Origin of the sequence: Lentilactobacillus kisonensis DSM 19906 = JCM 15041 (genome assembly GCF_001434135.1) — a bacterium.
GTDB classification, from domain to species: Bacteria; Bacillota; Bacilli; order Lactobacillales; family Lactobacillaceae; genus Lentilactobacillus; species Lentilactobacillus kisonensis.
In genome coordinates, this window is record NZ_AZEB01000007.1 from 73,704 (window position 1) to 92,986 (window position 19,283).

Below are 19,283 nucleotides of genomic sequence, written 5' to 3' on the forward strand. Positions count from 1 at the left end.
CAGGCAGCAATCTGCGCGTAAGCACCTCCAGCAAAAATTCCAACCCCGGGAATTTCCGTTGGAGGAGACTTACACTCCGATTGCTAACCGCCTGGCTCCGCTCACTTTATTTTTTAGGAGGGATTTACATGTTAGACGTCAAAAAATCACTAGATCGATTAACCTGGAATACGCAGCATCATTTTGCCCATATCGAAGCTCAACACGATTTTATGCGTGCTTGGGCAATTCAATTTGAATTAGCTTATACTGATTTTCGAGTCGTTGAAATGGCCCTACAATTAGATGGCAAACATCACGACTTGCTTGCAGCTTTTGCAGCTGCTTACGAAAAAGTTTATGATTATGAATACGCCTTCGTTGCTGGTGGTCTTGAGGGCTTCAACGAAAAATACGGTAATCAAATCGAAGATTACCGAACTGCTGCGAATGATTTTCTTAAACTAATTGATCAGATTCGCGACATTAAGGACTAGAATTCGCTAATTGTGTCATGGTAATTTATAATTCTACCTACTAATAATCACATGTTCGTAAAAACCGTTTCTCCTCTTCATTTTGGATGAACGGTTTTTATTTTTTGAATTTAGTTGACAAGTGTAGACTTCAAGGATAATATGTTAATTGAAGTTTACGTTTGTAAACCAATTAAGTTAATTATCTTTTCAACCATTCAAATAAGGAGGCAGTGTATTGAAACTCATTGTATTGGTAATTGGACTAGCCATTATCGCATTTGTTGCTTGGTGGTTCTTCGGTAAACATGACGTTGCCGAAGAACAGGCCAAAGTTGCCGGCAGTAAGCAAGTGGTTGACGTTCAAGTTAATGGCGGCTATTCGCCTGAAATTGTCGTGTTAAAAAAAGGCATCCCCGCCGTCCTTAACTTTACAAGACGAGACGGTTCATCGTGTTTGGATCATGTCGTCTTTTCGGACTTTGGCATTAACCAGGAATTACCCCAAAACCAAAAAGAGGCAGTTAACATCGATACCAGCAAGCCCGGCGAATACCAATGGGCATGTGGTATGGATATGTTTCATGGCAAATTAGTCATCAAATAATTGGAGGAATTAATAATGAATACAAACAAACAATCAGTCGAAGTAACCGTTGCGGGCGGCTATAATCCCCAAGTTATTACATTAAAGAAAGGTATCCCTGCAGAAATCACCTTTAACCGCATTAATGACCAAGGATGCTTAAACGTTGTTCATTCAAAGAGCCTGGGATTTTCAGAGGAACTCCCGCTAAACGTGAAAAAAACCGTTCAGATTCCCACAGATAAAGTTGGCGACTATCAGTTTAGTTGCGGCATGGACATGTTCTCCGGGAAAGTCGAGGTGAAATAGTTGAACGTTACAAACCGATTCTGGGTATCCTTAATCTTTTCGTTACCGATGCTCATTGAAATGATTTTAAAACCATTTGGTTGGATGCTGCCAGGTGGTGAGTTAACCATGTTTGCCTTAACGACCATTGTCATGATAATTGCGGGTGGGCCATTCATCAAAACCGCCACGGCCGCATTTAAAAAACATCATTCAAACATGGACACCCTAGTTGCCATTGGCACATCAACGGCTTACATTTATAGCGTTTACGCAATGTTGACTCATCAACCGGTGTTCTTTGAAAGTGCAGCGTTTGTTGTTACCTTTGTCTTGCTTGGACAAGTCTTCGAGGAACGAATGCGCAATAACGCTTCGAATGCCGTTGAAAAATTAGTCAATCTCCAAGCAAAGGACGCGGAAGTGATTCGTGACGGCAAACCCGTTAAAGTCCCCGTCTCAGAAATTGTTCTCGGCGATTTAATTAGGGTGCGCCCCGGTGAAAAAATTGCGGTTGACGGCCAAATTGTCGAAGGATCCTCTACTATCGATGAATCAATGGTTACTGGCGAAAGTATGCCAACTAATAAAAAGGTTGGCGATTCAGTCGTTGGTGCAACCGTCAACGGGACAGGCGCTTTCACATTTAAAGCAACCAAGATTGGTAAAAATACCATGCTTTCTCAAATCGTTGCCTTAGTTAAAAAAGCGCAAAATAGCCATGCCCCTATCCAGGGATTAACGGACAAAGTAGCCAATATCTTTGTCCCAGTGGTCATCATGGTTGCCGTTTTAACTTTTCTAATTTGGTACGTTTTTATTGGCGCAAGTATTGCCAGTTCATTGATTTTTGCCGTTTCAGTAGTGGTCATTGCCTGCCCATGTGCTTTAGGACTCGCGACACCAACCGCATTAATGGTTGGAACCGGCAGAAGTGCTCGAATGGGTATTTTAATTAAAAACGGTGAAGTTCTTGAAGCCGTTAATGACGTTAAAACGGTTATTTTTGACAAGACCGGAACCATCACCGTTGGTAAGCCGCAAGTGACTGATGTCATTGGCGATACCAGTACCGTCTTGAAAATCGCGGCTAGCCTGGAGGCCTCCTCAGAACATCCATTGGCAGCCGCAATTATGAAGAAGGCTAAAGATGACGACCTTAAATTCACTAAAGCGACAAATTTCAAGGCCATTCAAGGTAAGGGTGTCGAGGCAACTGTTGCTGGTAAGCATGCCTTTGTTGGTAACGAAAAATTACTTGCAGATGTGGCTATTCAAGCCGAAATCAGATCTAAAATGACTACCCTTCAAAAAGAGGCTAAAACGGTCGTCTTCGTTGGTCAGGAAAATCAAGTTATTGGCTTAATTGCGATTCAAGATGCCCCGAAGAAGACGTCTAAGGCTGCTATTCACGCTTTAAAATCCCGTGGGTTAAAAACGGTTATGTTAACCGGCGATAACGAAGCAGTTGCCCGAGCCGTTGCTGATCAGGTTGGAATTGACCAAGTCGTTGCTGACGTTTTACCATCTGACAAGGCAGATCAAGTTCGGTCATTTCAAACAACTGGCAGGGTCGCATTTGTCGGTGACGGAATTAATGACGCCCCCGCTTTAAGCACAGCGGACGTTGGAATTGCAATGGGCTCTGGAACCGATATTGCAATTGAATCCGGCGGTATCGTCCTGGTGAAAAACGACTTAAGAGATGTTGACCGTGCTTTGGAGCTTAGCCGCAAAACATTTAACCGGATCAAGTTAAACCTCTTCTGGGCATTTGTTTACAACGTCTTGGGAATTCCAGTTGCCGCAGGTGTCTTCTACTTTATTGGCTTAACACTCAGTCCAGAATTAGCTGGCCTGGCAATGGCGTTAAGCTCACTATCAGTCGTAACGAGCTCCGTTCTTTTGAACAAAGCTAAGTTAACGCCAAGTGCTCAAATTGCTTGATGCTTATATTTGAAAAACAACTATCGGCCTGTAAGCACCTGCCAACTTTAGAATCGAGAATCTTTGATTTTTGCTAACATAGTGACAACAGACTATGCTTGTGATGAATTAGAACCTAACAGGGGTTAATTCATCACTTTTTTATTTTAAAGTAAGTGTGAATTGAAAAGGCTGTGAGCATATTTGGCATCGTAGTGCAAACGTGCTCCACCAAGCAGAAAGCTGCACCTAAGCCAGGCCGTTCAAAAATCCAAACCCAGGATTTCTGAACGGCCTAACTTAGGCTCCGCTTTCTAACCGCTTGGTTTCGCACTCTGGCCGCTTTGCTCCGCTCACTCAGCTAATGTATAATGGGCTTAACACATTATGAGTAACCTATGTTGAGAGGAGAACGATTTAATGCTTAGTTATTTTGCGTTAATCACTTTAGTTAAGCTATCAGGTATTTTATTACCATTTATCTGGTTTCTATTTATTGCAAACCGGCGGGGACGGATTTATGGTTTCTTAGTCCTGATTGCCCTATTTATTGTCAGTTTTGTGAATACCTATTTCAGCCTACCAGACCTTGCTTACCCGGCAATGACCGATAATTGGCTAATGTGGCTGATTGGCGGCTTCATCGTCGTGGCTGTTTTAAAACGATTTGTCTACTCGCCAAATGCAGTTGCCAAACGAACTACTGACGCTGGTAACGGTCTGATTGGCCAGATTATCCAGCGGTTTACCGGTGCCTTTGGTTGGGTTGGTAAAGCTGCCTTAGCGGTTGTGATGGCGGTGATCGTCTTTATTATTCTAGGAAGCGTCTCTTCCTTAGTAACGTCAATGAATCCAAAGCCTGCTGTTGATTCAATCAAGGTGGATATGAACGACGACACTAAGAGTGCACCAATGCCAGTCATTAAAAATAGCAGTGAGACACCAGTTGTTAACGCCCCTCAAACCGTTTCAACCGATATGAACAACTCACTAAACAGCTTTAAGAATTCAAACGTTTATGATCTTAACCACATGCGGGTGCAAATGTACCGTGGCAAAATGGTTTACGTTGCCCCCGTTGAATTCTCTGGTGGCTTCTGGCGGTACATTCACTACTTGAAGGTCCCTGGCTACTTCAGAACTGATGCCACCGACAAGAACGCCGATCCAAAGTTCGTTGCCAAACCAATGCGCTACACGCCAAGTGCCTATTTCAATCGTGATGCTGATCGGCGAATCAGTGCGCACAGCTTAGGTTATTCAATGGTTGGCTCAACTTCACAATTGGAAATTGATAATCATGGGACCCCTTACTACGTCCGAACACTGGCAAAGCCACTTTCGTATATTAATCGAAACTATAATTACAAAGATTATAAAGTTGCCGTATTGAATACGATCACTGGTAAAGTTAATGTCTATTCACCAAATAAGGTTCCAAAGTTCATTGATATTGCGGTGGCGCCAGAATTTGTTGCCCACGAAGTCTCCATGTTTGGTAAATACCGACACGGTTTCTGGAACGCAACTAGCTTTGGTGGCCATAGTGGTGTTATGAAGCCGACTCAAGCCGGGACTGAAGGTGGCGATAAGTTAACGCCATACGCCTACAAAGGCCGGGTTTACTACTTTACTGGGATGACCAGTGTTAATGAACATCAAAGTTCAATTCTAGGCTACACATTTGTTGACGCCCGGACGAATACCTTACATTACTATCGTGAACATGGCAACGTTATGACACCAGAACGGGCCATTTCATATGCGCAACAGGACATTAACCCACAGAACTACCGGGGGACATTGCCATTACTTTATAGAATTAACGGTGAACCTACGTGGGTCGTTTCCATGCTCGACCGAGATAACAATTCGTTTATGAAATTTGTTTACTTGCTTGCTGATGGGAATAACCAGAGCGGAACTTATGCGATTGGTGATGATGCCCAGAGTACATTAGCCTTATTTAACCAACGATTAGAGGCTAAAACTGGTGTGACGGTGGCTGCCCCAACTGGTAAGACGATTAATGGTACGATCAACCGAATTGTTCGAACTAATAATAATGGTTTATTGTTTATTATGAAGAATAGTAACCAAGTTTATAAACTGGATACTTCTGCCAAGAACTTTAAACCAATTTATCAGTTCATCGCTGAAGGCGACAAGGTAAGCTTCAAAGCCGAAACAATCAACAGTAAAAATGATTTGGCTACCGCTAATGTTTCACTAGATACGTTTAAGGATCAATCATTAGCAAAGTGAGCGGAGCAAAGCGATTAGGGATCGGAGCATAAGCGATTAGGGATCGGAGCATAAGCGATTAGGGATCGGAGCATAAGCGTCCCCACCCAGAAATCTCTGGGCTTGGGAGGTTTCTGGGTGGGGAGGCTTATGTGTAGATCCCTGCTTTGCGGAGCAGTCCTAATCTATATTGCCAGAGAAGTTTGGTTACAGTGTATATGAGCAGATTGCTGATACTAAAAGTAAAATAAAAAGTGGATCGAAATCTTTTAAAATTTAAAGATTTCGATCCACTTTTCGTCTTATTAACTAACAAAATTTACTCATTTATCGCCCTTGCTAACTTTTGCTTTTCCAATCGCTGGGCCCAAATACTAATCCCCCACGCAATCAGCATCAACGCTAATGACAGGATCATAATATTATGTAAGCCATTATATAAAATCACCCGCATTTGTGGAATCAATTGGTGTGGCAATGACCCAACACTTGAGGCATCACTCAGCTCATTTAACATTTTCATCGTGATGGTACCACCGGAATGCCTAACACCTGATCGCAAAGCATGGTTTAACACGATCCCAAAGATTGACGCCATAAACGCTTGAGCTAACATCCGAATCAAGAAGCTAAACGACGTGGCGATTGGTACATCAACCATATCAGCATCTTGTTGAACCTTAATCTGCAGTTCATTGAAACAAGCACCATTGCCAAACCCCTCAAAGGCCCCAGCAACTAGCAACAACCAGTATGGCGCCTTAACTCCCGCAATCACCATGATCAAGAAGGTGATAACTAACGTCACGATTCCAATTGCAATCACCTTTTGCGGGGTGAAATATTTTCTCATTGGCGCAACCGCACCAGAACCAATAAAATCAGTGACTGATCCTGGAATTTGGGTTGCCCCACCAATGAGAGCCGATGTGCCGAGTAGTCCCTGCGCCCACATGGGACTATAAATCAGAAAGCCAATAAAAGCCCCCCAAATTAAGGTAAACAGACCAAAATCAATCATTAATGGCAAATTTTTAAACAACCGGCTGGGAATAATTGGATCTTCCACCTGTAGCTCTACTCGGAACATCACTCCGAGGATCACAAATGAAACTAAGATTATTGCGGAGACAACCATCCCATCGGTTGCCCCAATCATTTCAATCCCAGCAAGCAGGCCAACTAAGCCAATCGTCATTAGGGTAGCGCCCAGATAGTCAACACGCCCCTTTGATTCAGGCAGCTTACTTAACCGATAATAAATTTGTACCAAAATAATTGAGATCAATCCAATTGGTACATTAAGGTAAAAGACCCAATGCCAACTAAACGTATCAACGATGTACCCACCAACCAACGGGCCAACGATTGTCGCCATACTGTAACTAGCAGACACGAACCCCAGGACTTGCATCCGTTTACGGGGATTTTTATACATGCGGGCGTATATAATATACGGTAACGAAATCATCCCCCCGTTGCCAATTCCCATAAGGGTTCGAGCAATAATTAAGAAAATAATGTTAGGTGACATTCCCTGCAAAAATGACCCCAAGACAAATAGCGAAGCCGCCAACTGATAGCTTCGTTTATTACCAACGTGTTCGCCAAGTTTGCTCCAAAGTGGCGTGCTGACCGCCGTACCAAGTAGGAAAACGGCTACGATCCAACCAATTAATTCGATGCCATGAAGGTCGGAAATAATTGCTGGCAATGCGGTATTGATGATCGTGTTATCTAGTCCACCCATTGCGTTTGAGAGCAATAACGCACAAGTTACGATCAAAACATCTCGCTTTGACAATGACGTTTCCCCTTTCTATTTTGTATATTTTCAAGTACACCTTATCTATATTACAACTTTTATCCCTGAAGAAAATCACTAAAAATAAAAAAGCCATTCTGAAAATTCAATGCCGTTGTTAATTTTGACATTGTTTTTCTAAATAGGCCCTTATCCGTAACTATTATATTGACTATTTTTGCCGTCGGGCTACTTCCTGATTAACCGCGGCAATGACCGCATCAACCGGCATTTTTTGCCCAGTCCACTCCAAAAAGGAGCCAGCCGCCTGGTGAACTAGCATGCCAATACCGTTATATGTATGACTCCCACGCTTTTTTGCTGCCACCAGAAATGGGGTGGTTAATGGGAAATAAATCACATCAACCACCACATGTTCTGGCTTAAAATGATCAATAACCGCCTGATTAATGGGCAACTCACTATCAGCAGCCATTCCCAGATTAGTTGCATTAACAACAATTTGACTGGTATCAACTGCATGAATCATTGCGGCCTCATCGTCGTAATCGGTAACTTCAATGGCGGTTGACCAGGCTTCTAGTTGGTGTTTAACCGGCATAAAGCTCGCGTTGTTACGCTTAAACACATGAATTTTGGTAACCCCAGCATCAACCGCTGCAGAAATAATTGACCGGCCAGCTCCACCAGCCCCCAAAACCGTTAATGTGGCACCGGCCAGCTCGATTGCCCGTTGCTTCAAAGCATCAACAAATCCCTGACCATCAGTACTATCGCCGGTCAAGTGACCATTTCGATTAATCACCGTATTGACTGCCTGAAGCCGTTCAGCCCGTGGTGTCACTTCGTCCAGTAATGGAATCACATCGGTTTTCAATGGCATTGAAAGATTAAAACCGCCGATCCCCATTGCTCGCATTGCTGCCAGACTATCCGCTAACCCATCAGAAGTGACATCAAACGCTAGATAGGCACCATTAATCCCTGTTATCTTAAAACTAGTGTTATGAATCAACGGCGACAGACTGTGTGCTGCTGGGTGTGCCAATAACCCAAATAATTTTGTGTGCCCATCAATCATGCGAATTCCTCCAATCCTAATGTTCAACAACCAACTTATTGATAACGGCTGCCACAACTTCAAGCGGTGTCAGATCATCTGTTGCAATCCTAAAGTCGCTAACTTGTTCATAACGGTCATCCCGTTCACCCTTCAAGGTAATCAGGCCGCTAACCCCCAACTTTCGAGCAAGTGGTCGATTTGTATCGTTACTTAACCGTTTCATGATGGTTTCCGGTAGAACGTCTAACAAAATAACGGGAACATCACGACTCCTCAACAACTCAAAGTTTGCGTCTTGAATTGGCGTTCCGCCCCCCGTCCCCAAAATTCCTTCTTGATTCAAAGATTGCATGAGGGCTGCATGTTCCAGTTGACGAAATCCAGCTTCGCCACTATCATCAAAAATCTGTTGAATCGACTTGCCAGCCATTTCAATAATAATGTCATCCAAATCGTGGTACTGGACGTTTAATTTCTGGGCTAACAATTGACCAACAGTGGTCTTGCCGCTGCCCATAAACCCTACCAATATTGCCTTCATAAGCATCCTCCTAAAGTGAGCGGAGCAAAGCGATTAGGGATCGGAGTGTAAGTCTCCTCTAACAAGAATCCCCGGTTTTGGGATTTTTGTTGGAGGTGCTTACGCGCAGATTCCTGCTCTGCGCAGCGGCTAAAAGTGAGCGGAACAAAGCGCTTAGAAACCAAAACGTAAAACACTTACCTATCAAGAGACTGACGAATCCGCTGTGCTTTTTTTAACGTCTCAAAAATCTCTTGGCGGTCTCCACGTCTAATTGCCGCTTCAAATTGAGTAAGTTGCGCCTTAAAGTCTTCAAGCTCCTTACAAATTTCACCGCCGTTACTCAGCAGAATAGCTGTCCACATCGTTGGGTCTGAAGCCGCAATCCTGGTGGTATCCTTGAAGCCCCCAGCAGCGGCCTGCAGCCCAATTTGATTGTTTTTAACACTTTTAGCAACTGTATTGACTAGTGTTGTCGCGATCACGTGGGGCACATGGCTTAATTCACTCACTAACTGATCATGATCGTTCGCAGCAATCTCTGTCCAACGCACCTTCGCCGGAGCCATTAACCGTTGAAACTCGCTTAATTGATTACGAGTCTGCGAACCAGAAACCAGGAAGTAAGTTGCACCGGCGAATAAGTTTATTCGACCAGATTGGCTCCCTGATTCATGAGAACCCGCCATGGGATGTCCGCCCAGAAACGCAATTTGATTGTCGATTAACAGCTGAGCGGCATCCATAATTGTAACCTTTGAACTGCCGACATCAGTAACCAATACGTTATCCTTAAGTGGCATCACTGCAAGTTTGCGAATCTGTTCGATGATGACGGAAACCGGCCCTGCCAGTACAATTATGTCAGCCAGGGGCACCGCCGCCGCAAAAGTTAGCCGCCGGTCAATCACTCGTTGAGTTAACAAAAACTGTGCCGAATCATCATCTGGATCACAACCAATAATTTCAATTGCCGGGTCAGCTTGTTTCATAATTCTGGCAATTGAACTGCCAATTAGGCCCAGCCCACTAATTACAATGGTTTTCATTTTGATTTTCTCCTTAAAAAGTGAGCGGAGCAAAGCGGTTAGAAACTGGAATATAAGTCTCCTTGGGCAGGAATTCCCGGGCTTGGAATTTTTGCCTAAGGTGCTTATATGGAAGTTTCTGCTTTGCACAGCTGTCCTAAAGTAAGTGAGCGTAGCAAAACGGTTAGAAGTCGGAGCCTAAGTTACCTCACTCAGAAATCCCTGGTTCTGGTTTTTTTGAGTGAGGTGGCTTAGGTGCAGACTTCTGCTTTGCGGAGCGGTCCTACTCTACGAAGCCTTAGAAACTAGCTCAAGGTAAAATAGAAATAAGATCCCACGCCGGTTCTAGAATTTTTGATGGTGGTGCTTATGTGCAGAACCCTGCTTGGAGGAGCTGTCCTAAAATCAGTGAGCGTAACAAAGCGTTTAGGGATCGGAGTGTAAGTCTCCTTCAACAGAAATCCGCGGGCTTGGGATTTTTGTTGAAGGTGCTTACACGCAGATCCCTGCTTTGTGCAGCTGTCCTAGAGCAGCGTTGCCAAATCAGCGAAGAATTCCGGGTAAGAAATGTTAACACTGTCGGCGCCGTCAAGCGTTAGTGGTTTATCAACTAACAGGGCGGCAATTGCCATCACCATTCCAATTCGATGATCCCCATGACTATCCAAATGAGAATCTTTCACCTGCCAGGGCTTCGAACCATCAATGATAAAGCCATCTGGTAACGCCTTAATCGCAATTCCCAGCTTCTTAAACTCCGTCACAATTACTGCAATTCGGTCAGTTTCTTTGACCCGCAATTCGCCTGCGCCAGTAATTTTACTGATGCCATTCGCTTTAGCTGCAAGCAAGGCTACCAGCGGCAATTCATCAATAACGGCTGGGATATCTTTGGCACCAATTTCAATTGGGATTAGGTTCGCGCTATTAACCGTAATATCAGCCGTTGATTCACCACCATACTGGAGATTTGAAATACTTACTTTACCACCCATTTGTTCCAAAATTGACATCAACCCGGTTCGCGTTTCATTAACGCCAACGTTTAATAATTTAACTTCAGAGTCGGGGACTAAACTGGCGGCGGTCATAAAGAACGCAGCTGAAGACATATCGCCGGGAACATTTAACGTAAGCCCCTCTAACTTAGGATCCGGATGGACGGTGATGGTGACATCGTCTGGTTCGCACTCAATATTCGCACCAAACGCCCTAAGCATAATTTCCGTGTGGTTTCTGGTGGGTTGCTTTTCAACAAAGATGGACGTCTTATCAGCTTGCAATGCTGCTAGTATTAACGCACTCTTAACTTGTGCACTCGCAACTTTCAAATGATAGTCCACTGCGTGTAATTGGCTGCCGTTAATTGTGACCGGTAAATGACCAGCAGTCGTTTCAATATCAGCACCCATCTCAGCTAGCGGCTCACTTACCCGTTTCATCGGCCGCTTTGATAATGATGCATCCCCCACTAAGGTTGTCTTAAAATTCTGACCAGCAAGCAACCCCATCATGAGACGCGTCGTCGTTCCAGAATTCCCCATTTCGAGTGGCCTAGTTGGTTGCTTAAGGCCATGGAGGCCAACACCGTCAATCGTGACGGTTTGCCCATCTCGCCTGATAGGAACTCCAAGCTGCTGGAAAGCCTTAAGCGTGGATAAACAATCTTCCGCCGTTAAAAAATGATGGAGTATTGTTCGTCCTTCGCTTATCGCACCAAACATAATCCCTCGGTGAGAAATGCTTTTATCACCCGGAACAGTCAGCTCTCCTCGGAGGCCATTTTGCGGTTTGGTTTGTAATTGTTTCATAGATATCCTCCTAAAAATAAGTGAGCGGAGCAAAGCGGTTAGAACTCGGAGCATAAGTCTCCGCCAGCAGGAATTCCCGGTTCTGGAATTTTTGCTGGTGGTGCTTATGTGCAGAGTTCTGCTTTGCGCAGCTGTCCTATAAGTGAGCGGAACAAAGCAGTTGGAAGTCGGAGCATAAGTCTCCTCGAGTGGAAATTCCTGGGCTTGGAATTTTCACTCGAGGTGCTTATGTGCAGACTTCTGCTTTGTGCAGCTGTCCTAGAAATTCTTCAACTCAGCTTTATATGCTGCCAACTGTTCCTGCAATCGTTGAAGGTTATCGCCGTCGAATTTATCGGTAATTGCTTTCGCTAATTCAATGGCGACGACACTTTCAATTACAATCGACGCTGGCACAATTGCCGTTGTATCAGATCGCTCAACGCTAGCTTTTTTGACTTTCTTTGTCTCAACGTCAACACTTTGTAGCGGCTTATAAAGGGTTGGGATTGGTTTCATGGCTGCCTTAACAATGATTGGCATCCCATTGGTCATTCCCCCTTCAAACCCACCAAGGTGATCAGTTTCCCGGGAAAAACCGGATTGTTGATCCCAGTCAATTTCGTCCATTACTTGGCTGCCAAAGTTGGTAGCGGCCTTAAAGCCGTCACCAATTTCGACCCCTTTCATTGCATTCACACCCATCACGGCAGCAGCTAACTTGGCATCTAATTTAGTATCCCAGCTCACGTAACTGCCTAAGCCAGCGGGAACATTCGTGGCAACAACCCGAATAATGCCGCCTAAGGTATCGCCGTCCTTCTTAGTTTTGTCGATGAGCTCATGAATTTCACCAACCTTTGATTGGTCGATTACTCGCAGGTCATTCTGCGAAATTTCTGCTTCAATCTTAGCGACATCCAGTTCCGGGTGATCAGCCGTCGCAATTGGACCAATTTGTTCAACGTAACCAGCAATCTCAATTCCAAGTTCATCCAACAGCTGCTTACAAATTGTCCCAATGGCAACCCGAATCGCAGTTTCCCTGGCCGAAGACCGTTCCAACACGTTTCGCAAGTCACGATGGCGGTATTTCATTCCCCCAACTAAATCTGCATGACCTGGTCTGGGGCGTTCAACCTTTCGCAAAGTATTTTCGGCAGTTTCGGGACTCACTGGATCCATAATTTCTCGCCAATGGGCATGATCACGGTTATTCACCACCAACGCAATTGGCGACCCTAACGTCATTTCATGGCGAACACCGCCAACAATGGTCACTTGATCATGCTCAATTTGTTGTCGATTACCACGGCCATAACCACCCTGACGTTTTTTGAGTTGTTCATTAATGTCATCAATATTCAAATGAAGCCCAGCCGGAACACCTTCAAGAATTCCGGTTAGTTGGGGGCCATGTGATTCTCCTGCAGTTAAGTAATTCATAGAGTTGCTCCTTTAGTATTAGTTATTATTCGCTTTAATTAGTGCGTGTTGATATGCACGTGAGTTTTTCAAAATTTCTCGATAAACGTTCTCAATGTAATCACCATTATGAGAATCAGGATCCAATGTTCTAACCCGATTCAAAACCACTTGTTCACGGCTATTATCTAAGACTGGTAAGTTATCTCGATCCTTAATTTGGCCAATTAACGCGGCTGTTTGAAATCTTTGAACCAGAAGTCTGACAATTGATTCGTCTAAGTGATTAATTTGTTCTCTGGCTGCATTGATTTCTTCATTACCAGCCATCACTGAAGCTTTTCCTTTATGATTCATAATCTCACCTCATATTTTTCATGAAAAAAGCCAGCTAGATAATTATCTAGCTGGTTTACGAAACTCGTAGAAGAATTGGCATTAACCCAGCTAGACTGATGCGTCTAGCGGGCCCATAACAAAGCGTTTGACTTTGCACCACTTGACGCGAACGCGAATGTTGCGTCCGCATCGAAACGGACGCTATCTAAAGTAGGCATAGTCAAAATAATAGGCATTTACAGTCTGAGTAAGCTTTGTCATAAGCATGAATTCCTCTCTTTTTATGTTATTACAATTAAAACACATTAGAATTTACGAGTCAACCCTAATCGTTTTCTAATAGAGTGAGCGGAGCAAAGCGGTTAAAAGCTGAAACATAAGTCTCCTTATTCAAGAATCCCCGGGCTTGGGATTTTTGAATAAGGTGCTTATGTGCAAGCTTTTGCTTTGCGGAGCTGTCCTCAGAGTGCGAAACCAAGCGGTTAGAAAGCGGAGCTTAAGCTACTCCGTTCAGAAATCCTGGGCTTGGATTTTTGAACGGAGTGGCTTAGGTGCAGCTTTCTGCTTGGTGCAGCACGTTTCCACAATGTTGCAAAAAACAGTGAGCGGAGCAAAGCGATTAAAAGCTGAAACATAAGTCTCCTCAGACAGAAATCCCTGGTTTGTGGGGATTTTTGTCTGAGGTACTTATGCTCCAGTTTCTGCTTTACGAAGCTGTCCTACAAATAGTAAACAAAGCAATCTTGATCAATGTAAAAGCCACCGCTAACCATACACAAATCATCCCCAAAAGCCATCTTCAACACGTTTTCCGTTGACTTACATTTCCACGAATGCCAAGATATAGTTGTATCAAAGAATTATACTAGCTATCATTCATTTATATTTAGGAAGTGATCACATTGTTTCGTAACCATTTATTTATCACGCTTGGAATTATTGCCACCGCAATCACAACCCTTGGCTTTCAAACCAATCAGAAAGTAGCTGCGGCTACCAGCAATCAACTAACTTACGGTAAGATTACCAACAATAGTCTTCATCGACTGGGAACCATCCGTCAGTTGACCCGGTCTCAGTTAGCAGAAGACCATCATTTAACTGGCAAACAGGTTCAGCAGCTCGTTTACTTGCCTTTGCCCAAACGACTAACAGCGCACAACTTTACGTTGAGTCGAACACATTTAACAATTCACTTAGTTAAGAACAGCTATAATGTCAACGAGGTAGCCATCCCCCTCAACAAGTTAACCGGCATTATTTTAAACCGCTATATGCCCAAACAGTATGACTACGTTAAACCAGCGACCCCTAAAAAGGTTGTTTCCCTTACGTTTGACGATGGACCAGACCCAACCCTAACGCCTAAGTTACTCAAAATTCTACAGCGCTATCACGTTCACGCAACCTTCTTTGAAGTTGGCAGCAGCGTCATGAAGTATCCAGCAGTGAGTCGCTCAGTTCTAAAGGATGGCAACCAAATTGGTAACCACTCTTGGAATCATCCACAACTGACTAACTTAAGTAATAGTCGGGCACGCCATCAAATTGCATTGACGGACGCTGCCATTTACAAGGCTACCGGCACACTCCCTCAATATGTCCGGCCACCATATGGCGCGATTAATTCCAGAGTCGGCAATTTATTTGACCGTCCAATTATTCAATGGTCTGTGGATTCACGCGATTGGGCTTATTTGAACACCCCTAAAACGGTCAACCACGTGCTTGCAACAACACACAATGGCTCAATTATCTTAATGCACGATATTCACCCAACATCGGTGGCCGCCGTTCCTCAAATCATTAGCACGCTTAAGAAACGTGGTTACACATTTGTCCTTTTGCCTAACCTCATTCAACGCCCATTACTTGCGGGACTTCAGTACTTTGGCCGCGGCGACTATCGAGGCGTTTAACTTGAAAGACATCAAAATTAATAGGCCATTTGCGATTGATTAACCCTAGCTAAATTGATAGAATGAACTCAATTAATTGTCATGGAAGGAATCCGCAAATAATGAGTGGAAAAGTGACTGTTAAACAAACAACTTTCAAAACTGGCACCACTAAAATTGCAGTCCCAATTACTGATGTCACTTCAGATCAAGTAATGGCTTCAGCGAGGGCAATCAAAGCAACTAAACCCGACGTCGTTGAATGGCGGCTAGACTTCTTTGATGCCGTTCCTAATGATAGGCTAGCGATTAAAAAAACGGCACTCAAATTAAAGAAGGTTCTGGGAAAAATCGTTCTCTTAATTACCTTCAGGACGTTCCATGAAGGTGGTAACAAGAAAATTAGCGATGATCAATACTTCAGCTTATACAATTGGCTAATTGAAAATCAATTACCCGATATGTTAGACCTTGAGTCAGCCCGGGATCCTGATCAAATGACACAACTCATTCAGTTGGCTCATGATCATCATATGATTGTGATTCTCAGCAGTCATGATTTTAAGGCTACCCCACCGGAAACTGAAATTGTCAGCCGCTTAACCAGAATGGAAACGTTGCATGGCGATATTGGAAAAATTGCCGTGATGCCCCAAAAGCCTGAGGACGTCACCACGCTACTAAAAGCAACGAGAACGGCAGCGCAACAGCTCAAAATCCCAGTTATTACCATGTCAATGGGTGAGCTGGGCAAGATTACTAGAATGTCAGGTCCCCAATCTGGTTCGGTGCTATCTTTTGCAACGGTAGGCAGGGCGTCAGCTCCAGGACAAATTCCAATTGAAGCCCTTCGCCAAGAAATGAATCAGACAGAATAACGTTGAACCCAATATATCTTTTAAAATCAAAGTTACACTCAAAGATTCTTTAACCTCTGTACAAGAATAAAATAGGCTAGTCATCATGTCATTCCAATTAACCAAGAATGATGTATGACTAGCCTATTTTGTTGACGAACGATTTTGACGATCCTTGTGCTACCAAATTACCATCAATACCAGCTTTTCTTTAGTGGGATTCTAATAATAAGTCGCAACGTCGTACATTTTTTTGGCAAAATCCTTAGTGCTTTCATTGTTTGCCAATGGTCCTTGGTTTGTGAATACCAACGCTAAGTGGTAATTATTATTTGAGGCATAGTAACCAGTATGAAAGCTCGTGCCACCAAAGGAGCCGTTATTATATTTAACGCCACTTCTGGTAACATAAACCCCACCAGAATAAACGCTGCCATAGCTGACAAGCTGCTGATACTGCTTAGCGGTCAAGACATCGCCGTCTTGCAATCCCAACACAAATTTATAGTAATCACTCGGCGTACTCAAAAGATTTCCAGCGCCTGGAATTGCTGATAATCTAGGCAACGAAACTGCGTGAATATTTGCATAGTTGGTCTTCCCATCGTCCGTATAGCCAACTGCAATCACCGATTTAATAGTAGGTTGGTCACCATCAACGATCACCGTATTTTTCATTCCCAGCTTATCTAAAATGTTGGTTTGCAGATTGCTGGCATAGGACTTTCCAGTTACCTTCGCAATAATTCCTGCCAACAAGATATAGTTAGCGTCACTATAGTTAAACTGATGATTATTGGTCGATTTTAGCCGTTTAACCACACTACTATAGGCTTGATTTTCCGTCATCTGGTCAGTTGGCGTAATATCCGTATTGGTTAGCCCGGACGTCATCGACAGCATCTGTTTAATCGTAATGTTCTTGCTATAGGGAACCTGTGGGTAGTATTTGCTCAACAGCGTTGTCGGCGATAGCTTTGACGCACTGATCAACTGCTGGATCATCGCACCCGTCATTGCCTTTTGAAGTGACGCCAGCGGATAGACAACCGACCCATTCCCGTTATTTGGCGTGTTATGGGCCATGTCCGCGAAGCCGTTGCTAACCGTCACCATCTTACTGCTACCCGACGGCGCTAACAACGCTGTCCCAATCGCGTCATATTGCTGCATCGTAGCTGTTGCAACTTGTGAAAGGGTGGCAGGCTTGATCCCATGGACGTTCATCCAGCCAATATATTGATTGAAATACCGCAGGCGGGCGTATGTCCCAGTCTTAGTCGTCTTCGTTTGCATCACTCGAACGTAATCATTATTATACTTGCTGCCATTGCCGTCAGCGGTCCGGGTATTTGAACTCGTATAATACGGGCCCGCATCGTACAGCGAATACCCCTTTGTCGGGGATGTCTGATTGACAATTTGGGCATCGTAGCGTTTATTGCTACTACTTAGGATTGGATTATAGCTTGCCATTGCTTTGTATCTGTAGGTCATAAAAGAACCAGCTAGGAGCAGCCCGGCCAAAAAAAGCACCGCGTTCTTGATCCTACCATTAAATCTCATTTGTCTGTCACCGTCTATTCTATTTAAATGATATTAATAATCATACTGTTGCCAACGCTTCGAATAAAATCGCTTGTCAATTTGATAATGTGGTCGACTGACTTTTTTGGTTAAAAACGGATTAATTGCCTGATCCATTTTAAGCCATCCCCGCCATCCTGGGTGGATAGTATCACTCATAAAGTAAGGAACATTGCCATCCTTGGATAAATCATCAATATGGTTAAATCCCTGAGAACGCAATTGGTACTTTATTTTTTGATCAAACTGTTTAAGCATTGCTGCCGATAACCCTGTATATTCCTGCCACTTTTGATTAACCGGTGGAATAATAAACAACACATTTGTGTGATCGTCAGCAAACTGATTCAAGAGTAGCTCAAAATCACCATACTCCGGCGATTTAACGTAACTTTGACCTACTTGGAAATTCTTAAGATCCTTGACGTGCCGTTTTAATCGTCGGTTCCAGAACCGGTTATTAATTTCAAAGTCGTTGGAAGACGTTTGTTGTTTCCCAATTTGACTAGCTAATTCATCAAGCTGGCGATAGTGATAATGACGCGGCAGTTTTTTCATGTTTTTACCAATCGTCTTAACATTATTCAATGGGATCCGATACCGAGAATAAATCTGGTCTTCATTTGCTAGAATTCGGTTACGAACGTTAATGTAGTTTCGCTGAAATTTAGTTGGCTTTAATCCAGCCGCAATCCGGGCCAGCGCAGCCGCAATAATCTTATCCGAATCTCCAGACGGCATTTGCAAGAGGCGATAAGCTGCATACCGGTCCATTTTTGATCCGGTCTCTTGCTTAAGCCAAGTTGTCGTTTGCAGTGGTGAATAATAAAATGTAAAAGCGTTGGGGTCTTCGCCCATTGGTGTAAACCACTGTGGAGAAACAAAGACAACCGCCTTCTTATTTTTCAACTGGGGGCTCACCGATTGCATCACAAAAAAATTAGTTAACGATTGGCTCCCCCGAGCTCCTAACAAAAACGGTCTGTATGAGCGGTGATACTTAGCCGCTAAAACGGCCGGATGAAATGGATCAAACCGTGACCATTCAGAGGAGCCAAAGAACGGCACATAGTTGTTTTCGAGTGCCCGTTGCTTGATCAATTGGCCTTTTAACACTAAGGGAGACAACGATGAAGCCGCGTTTCTTTGGACTTTTGGACTGACATAACTCAATCTACTCCAAAGTGGGGATAAAAAAACGACTAGCATCAACACGGCAGCGGTTAAAATTGGCCCAAAGATCATAAATAGCCGCTTTTTTAAACTCATTGTTGCATTTCTTCAACTTTCGCAATTATTTTTGCCGGTGTATCCCATTCATTACGGTCAAATTCGGAAACCGGCGCATTAATCCCCAGTTGATCTTGAAGCTCCAACAACAGCTGAACCGTTCCCATTGAGTCAAGCAACGCACTGTCGTACAAGTTTTCATCCAAGTTATCTGAAAAATCTTCACCCGTTAAATCATTTAAAATACTAATTACCGTTTCTTTTACATTATCCATCATAAGC

At 43.7% G+C, this 19,283-nt stretch carries 17 protein-coding genes; 7 read left to right on the top strand and 10 right to left on the bottom strand.

Going from position 1 to position 19,283, the window contains the following annotated elements; all coding sequences use genetic code 11:
- Positions 1 to 128: 128 nt before the first annotated feature.
- The 5 genes from FC98_RS05125 (at position 129) to FC98_RS05145 (ending at position 5,520) form a co-directional block, all read left to right on the top strand.
- The gene (locus FC98_RS05125; RefSeq protein ID WP_040471325.1) at positions 129 to 476 is read left to right on the top strand and encodes a hypothetical protein; all 348 of its coding nucleotides are present in this window, start codon (positions 129 to 131) and stop codon (positions 474 to 476) included.
- 217 nt (positions 477 to 693) lie between these two features.
- Entirely contained in the window at positions 694 to 1,062 is a 369-nt protein-coding gene (locus FC98_RS05130; protein WP_008856446.1) for a cupredoxin domain-containing protein, read from the top strand.
- Positions 1,063 to 1,077: 15 nt separating this feature from the next.
- Entirely contained in the window at positions 1,078 to 1,350 is a 273-nt protein-coding gene (locus tag FC98_RS05135; RefSeq protein ID WP_056949284.1) for a cupredoxin domain-containing protein, read from the top strand.
- A complete protein-coding gene (locus FC98_RS05140) occupies positions 1,351 to 3,276 on the top strand; it encodes a copper-translocating P-type ATPase (RefSeq protein WP_082602773.1) in 1,926 nt (641 codons plus the stop codon).
- 399 nt (positions 3,277 to 3,675) lie between these two features.
- Complete coding sequence (locus FC98_RS05145; protein WP_056949285.1) at positions 3,676 to 5,520, top strand: hypothetical protein; 1,845 nt, start codon at positions 3,676 to 3,678, stop codon at positions 5,518 to 5,520.
- A 298-nt stretch (positions 5,521 to 5,818) separates the two neighbouring features.
- Here the strand turns inward: FC98_RS05145 and FC98_RS05150 are convergent, their stop codons facing one another.
- The 7 genes from FC98_RS05150 to FC98_RS05180 form a co-directional block, all read right to left on the bottom strand.
- Complete coding sequence (locus FC98_RS05150) at positions 5,819 to 7,303, bottom strand: MFS transporter (protein ID WP_235803585.1); 1,485 nt, start codon at positions 7,301 to 7,303, stop codon at positions 5,819 to 5,821.
- 172 nt (positions 7,304 to 7,475) lie between these two features.
- Positions 7,476 to 8,345 carry a shikimate dehydrogenase gene (gene aroE, locus FC98_RS05155; protein ID WP_008856453.1) on the bottom strand — a complete coding sequence of 290 codons (870 nt, stop codon included), beginning with the start codon at positions 8,343 to 8,345 and terminating at the stop codon, positions 7,476 to 7,478.
- Between the two features lie 16 nt (positions 8,346 to 8,361).
- Positions 8,362 to 8,868, bottom strand: coding sequence for a shikimate kinase (locus tag FC98_RS05160; protein ID WP_056949286.1), 507 nt, complete (start codon positions 8,866 to 8,868; stop codon positions 8,362 to 8,364).
- A gap of 176 nt (positions 8,869 to 9,044) precedes the next feature.
- Positions 9,045 to 9,896 (bottom strand): prephenate dehydrogenase, encoded by an 852-nt coding sequence (locus FC98_RS05165; protein ID WP_008856456.1) that lies wholly within the window; start codon positions 9,894 to 9,896, stop codon positions 9,045 to 9,047.
- 503 nt (positions 9,897 to 10,399) lie between these two features.
- Complete coding sequence (gene aroA / locus FC98_RS05170; protein ID WP_056949287.1) at positions 10,400 to 11,686, bottom strand: 3-phosphoshikimate 1-carboxyvinyltransferase; 1,287 nt, start codon at positions 11,684 to 11,686, stop codon at positions 10,400 to 10,402.
- A gap of 258 nt (positions 11,687 to 11,944) precedes the next feature.
- The gene (gene aroC, locus FC98_RS05175) at positions 11,945 to 13,111 is read right to left on the bottom strand and encodes a chorismate synthase (protein ID WP_056949288.1); all 1,167 of its coding nucleotides are present in this window, start codon (positions 13,109 to 13,111) and stop codon (positions 11,945 to 11,947) included.
- Between the two features lie 18 nt (positions 13,112 to 13,129).
- Positions 13,130 to 13,447: a chorismate mutase gene (locus FC98_RS05180; protein ID WP_008856460.1), complete on the bottom strand. Its 318-nt coding sequence runs from the start codon at positions 13,445 to 13,447 to the stop codon at positions 13,130 to 13,132.
- Positions 13,448 to 14,322: 875 nt separating this feature from the next.
- Between FC98_RS05180 and FC98_RS05185 the strand changes: the two genes are divergently transcribed.
- Together FC98_RS05185 and aroD are read left to right on the top strand one after the other, a co-directional pair.
- Entirely contained in the window at positions 14,323 to 15,348 is a 1,026-nt protein-coding gene (locus FC98_RS05185) for a polysaccharide deacetylase family protein (protein ID WP_156637210.1), read from the top strand.
- A 101-nt stretch (positions 15,349 to 15,449) separates the two neighbouring features.
- The gene (gene aroD, locus FC98_RS05190) at positions 15,450 to 16,205 is read left to right on the top strand and encodes a type I 3-dehydroquinate dehydratase (RefSeq protein ID WP_054654769.1); all 756 of its coding nucleotides are present in this window, start codon (positions 15,450 to 15,452) and stop codon (positions 16,203 to 16,205) included.
- A gap of 201 nt (positions 16,206 to 16,406) precedes the next feature.
- Here the strand turns inward: aroD and FC98_RS05195 are convergent, their stop codons facing one another.
- Genes FC98_RS05195 through dltC form a run of 3 tightly spaced genes read right to left on the bottom strand, consistent with a single transcriptional unit; the run spans position 16,407 to position 19,276 of the window.
- On the bottom strand, positions 16,407 to 17,750 hold the full coding sequence (locus FC98_RS05195; RefSeq protein WP_054654771.1) for a serine hydrolase domain-containing protein: 1,344 nt from the start codon (positions 17,748 to 17,750) through the stop codon (positions 16,407 to 16,409).
- A gap of 33 nt (positions 17,751 to 17,783) precedes the next feature.
- Entirely contained in the window at positions 17,784 to 19,040 is a 1,257-nt protein-coding gene (dltD, locus tag FC98_RS05200) for a D-alanyl-lipoteichoic acid biosynthesis protein DltD (protein ID WP_008856467.1), read from the bottom strand.
- Entirely contained in the window at positions 19,037 to 19,276 is a 240-nt protein-coding gene (gene dltC / locus FC98_RS05205) for a D-alanine--poly(phosphoribitol) ligase subunit DltC (RefSeq protein WP_040471332.1), read from the bottom strand. The genes dltD and dltC overlap by 4 nt, the downstream gene beginning before the upstream one ends.
- Between the last annotated feature and the right edge of the window lie 7 nt (positions 19,277 to 19,283).

Excerpts from the sequence above, each read along its gene's own strand:
- FC98_RS05125 (WP_040471325.1), top strand. The coding sequence starts at position 129 with ATGTTAGACGTCAAAAAATCACTAGATCGATTAACCTGGAATACGCAG.
- FC98_RS05135 (WP_056949284.1), top strand. The coding sequence starts at position 1,078 with ATGAATACAAACAAACAATCAGTCGAAGTAACCGTTGCGGGCGGCTAT.
- FC98_RS05145 (WP_056949285.1), top strand. The coding sequence starts at position 3,676 with ATGCTTAGTTATTTTGCGTTAATCACTTTAGTTAAGCTATCAGGTATT.
- aroE (WP_008856453.1), bottom strand. The coding sequence starts at position 8,345 with ATGATTGATGGGCACACAAAATTATTTGGGTTATTGGCACACCCAGCA.
- FC98_RS05160 (WP_056949286.1), bottom strand. The coding sequence starts at position 8,868 with ATGAAGGCAATATTGGTAGGGTTTATGGGCAGCGGCAAGACCACTGTT.
- FC98_RS05165 (WP_008856456.1), bottom strand. The coding sequence starts at position 9,896 with ATGAAAACCATTGTAATTAGTGGGCTGGGCCTAATTGGCAGTTCAATT.
- aroA (WP_056949287.1), bottom strand. The coding sequence starts at position 11,686 with ATGAAACAATTACAAACCAAACCGCAAAATGGCCTCCGAGGAGAGCTG.
- aroC (WP_056949288.1), bottom strand. The coding sequence starts at position 13,111 with ATGAATTACTTAACTGCAGGAGAATCACATGGCCCCCAACTAACCGGA.
- FC98_RS05180 (WP_008856460.1), bottom strand. The coding sequence starts at position 13,447 with ATGAATCATAAAGGAAAAGCTTCAGTGATGGCTGGTAATGAAGAAATC.
- aroD (WP_054654769.1), top strand. The coding sequence starts at position 15,450 with ATGAGTGGAAAAGTGACTGTTAAACAAACAACTTTCAAAACTGGCACC.
- FC98_RS05195 (WP_054654771.1), bottom strand. The coding sequence starts at position 17,750 with ATGAGATTTAATGGTAGGATCAAGAACGCGGTGCTTTTTTTGGCCGGG.
- dltD (WP_008856467.1), bottom strand. The coding sequence starts at position 19,040 with ATGAGTTTAAAAAAGCGGCTATTTATGATCTTTGGGCCAATTTTAACC.
- dltC (WP_040471332.1), bottom strand. The coding sequence starts at position 19,276 with ATGGATAATGTAAAAGAAACGGTAATTAGTATTTTAAATGATTTAACG.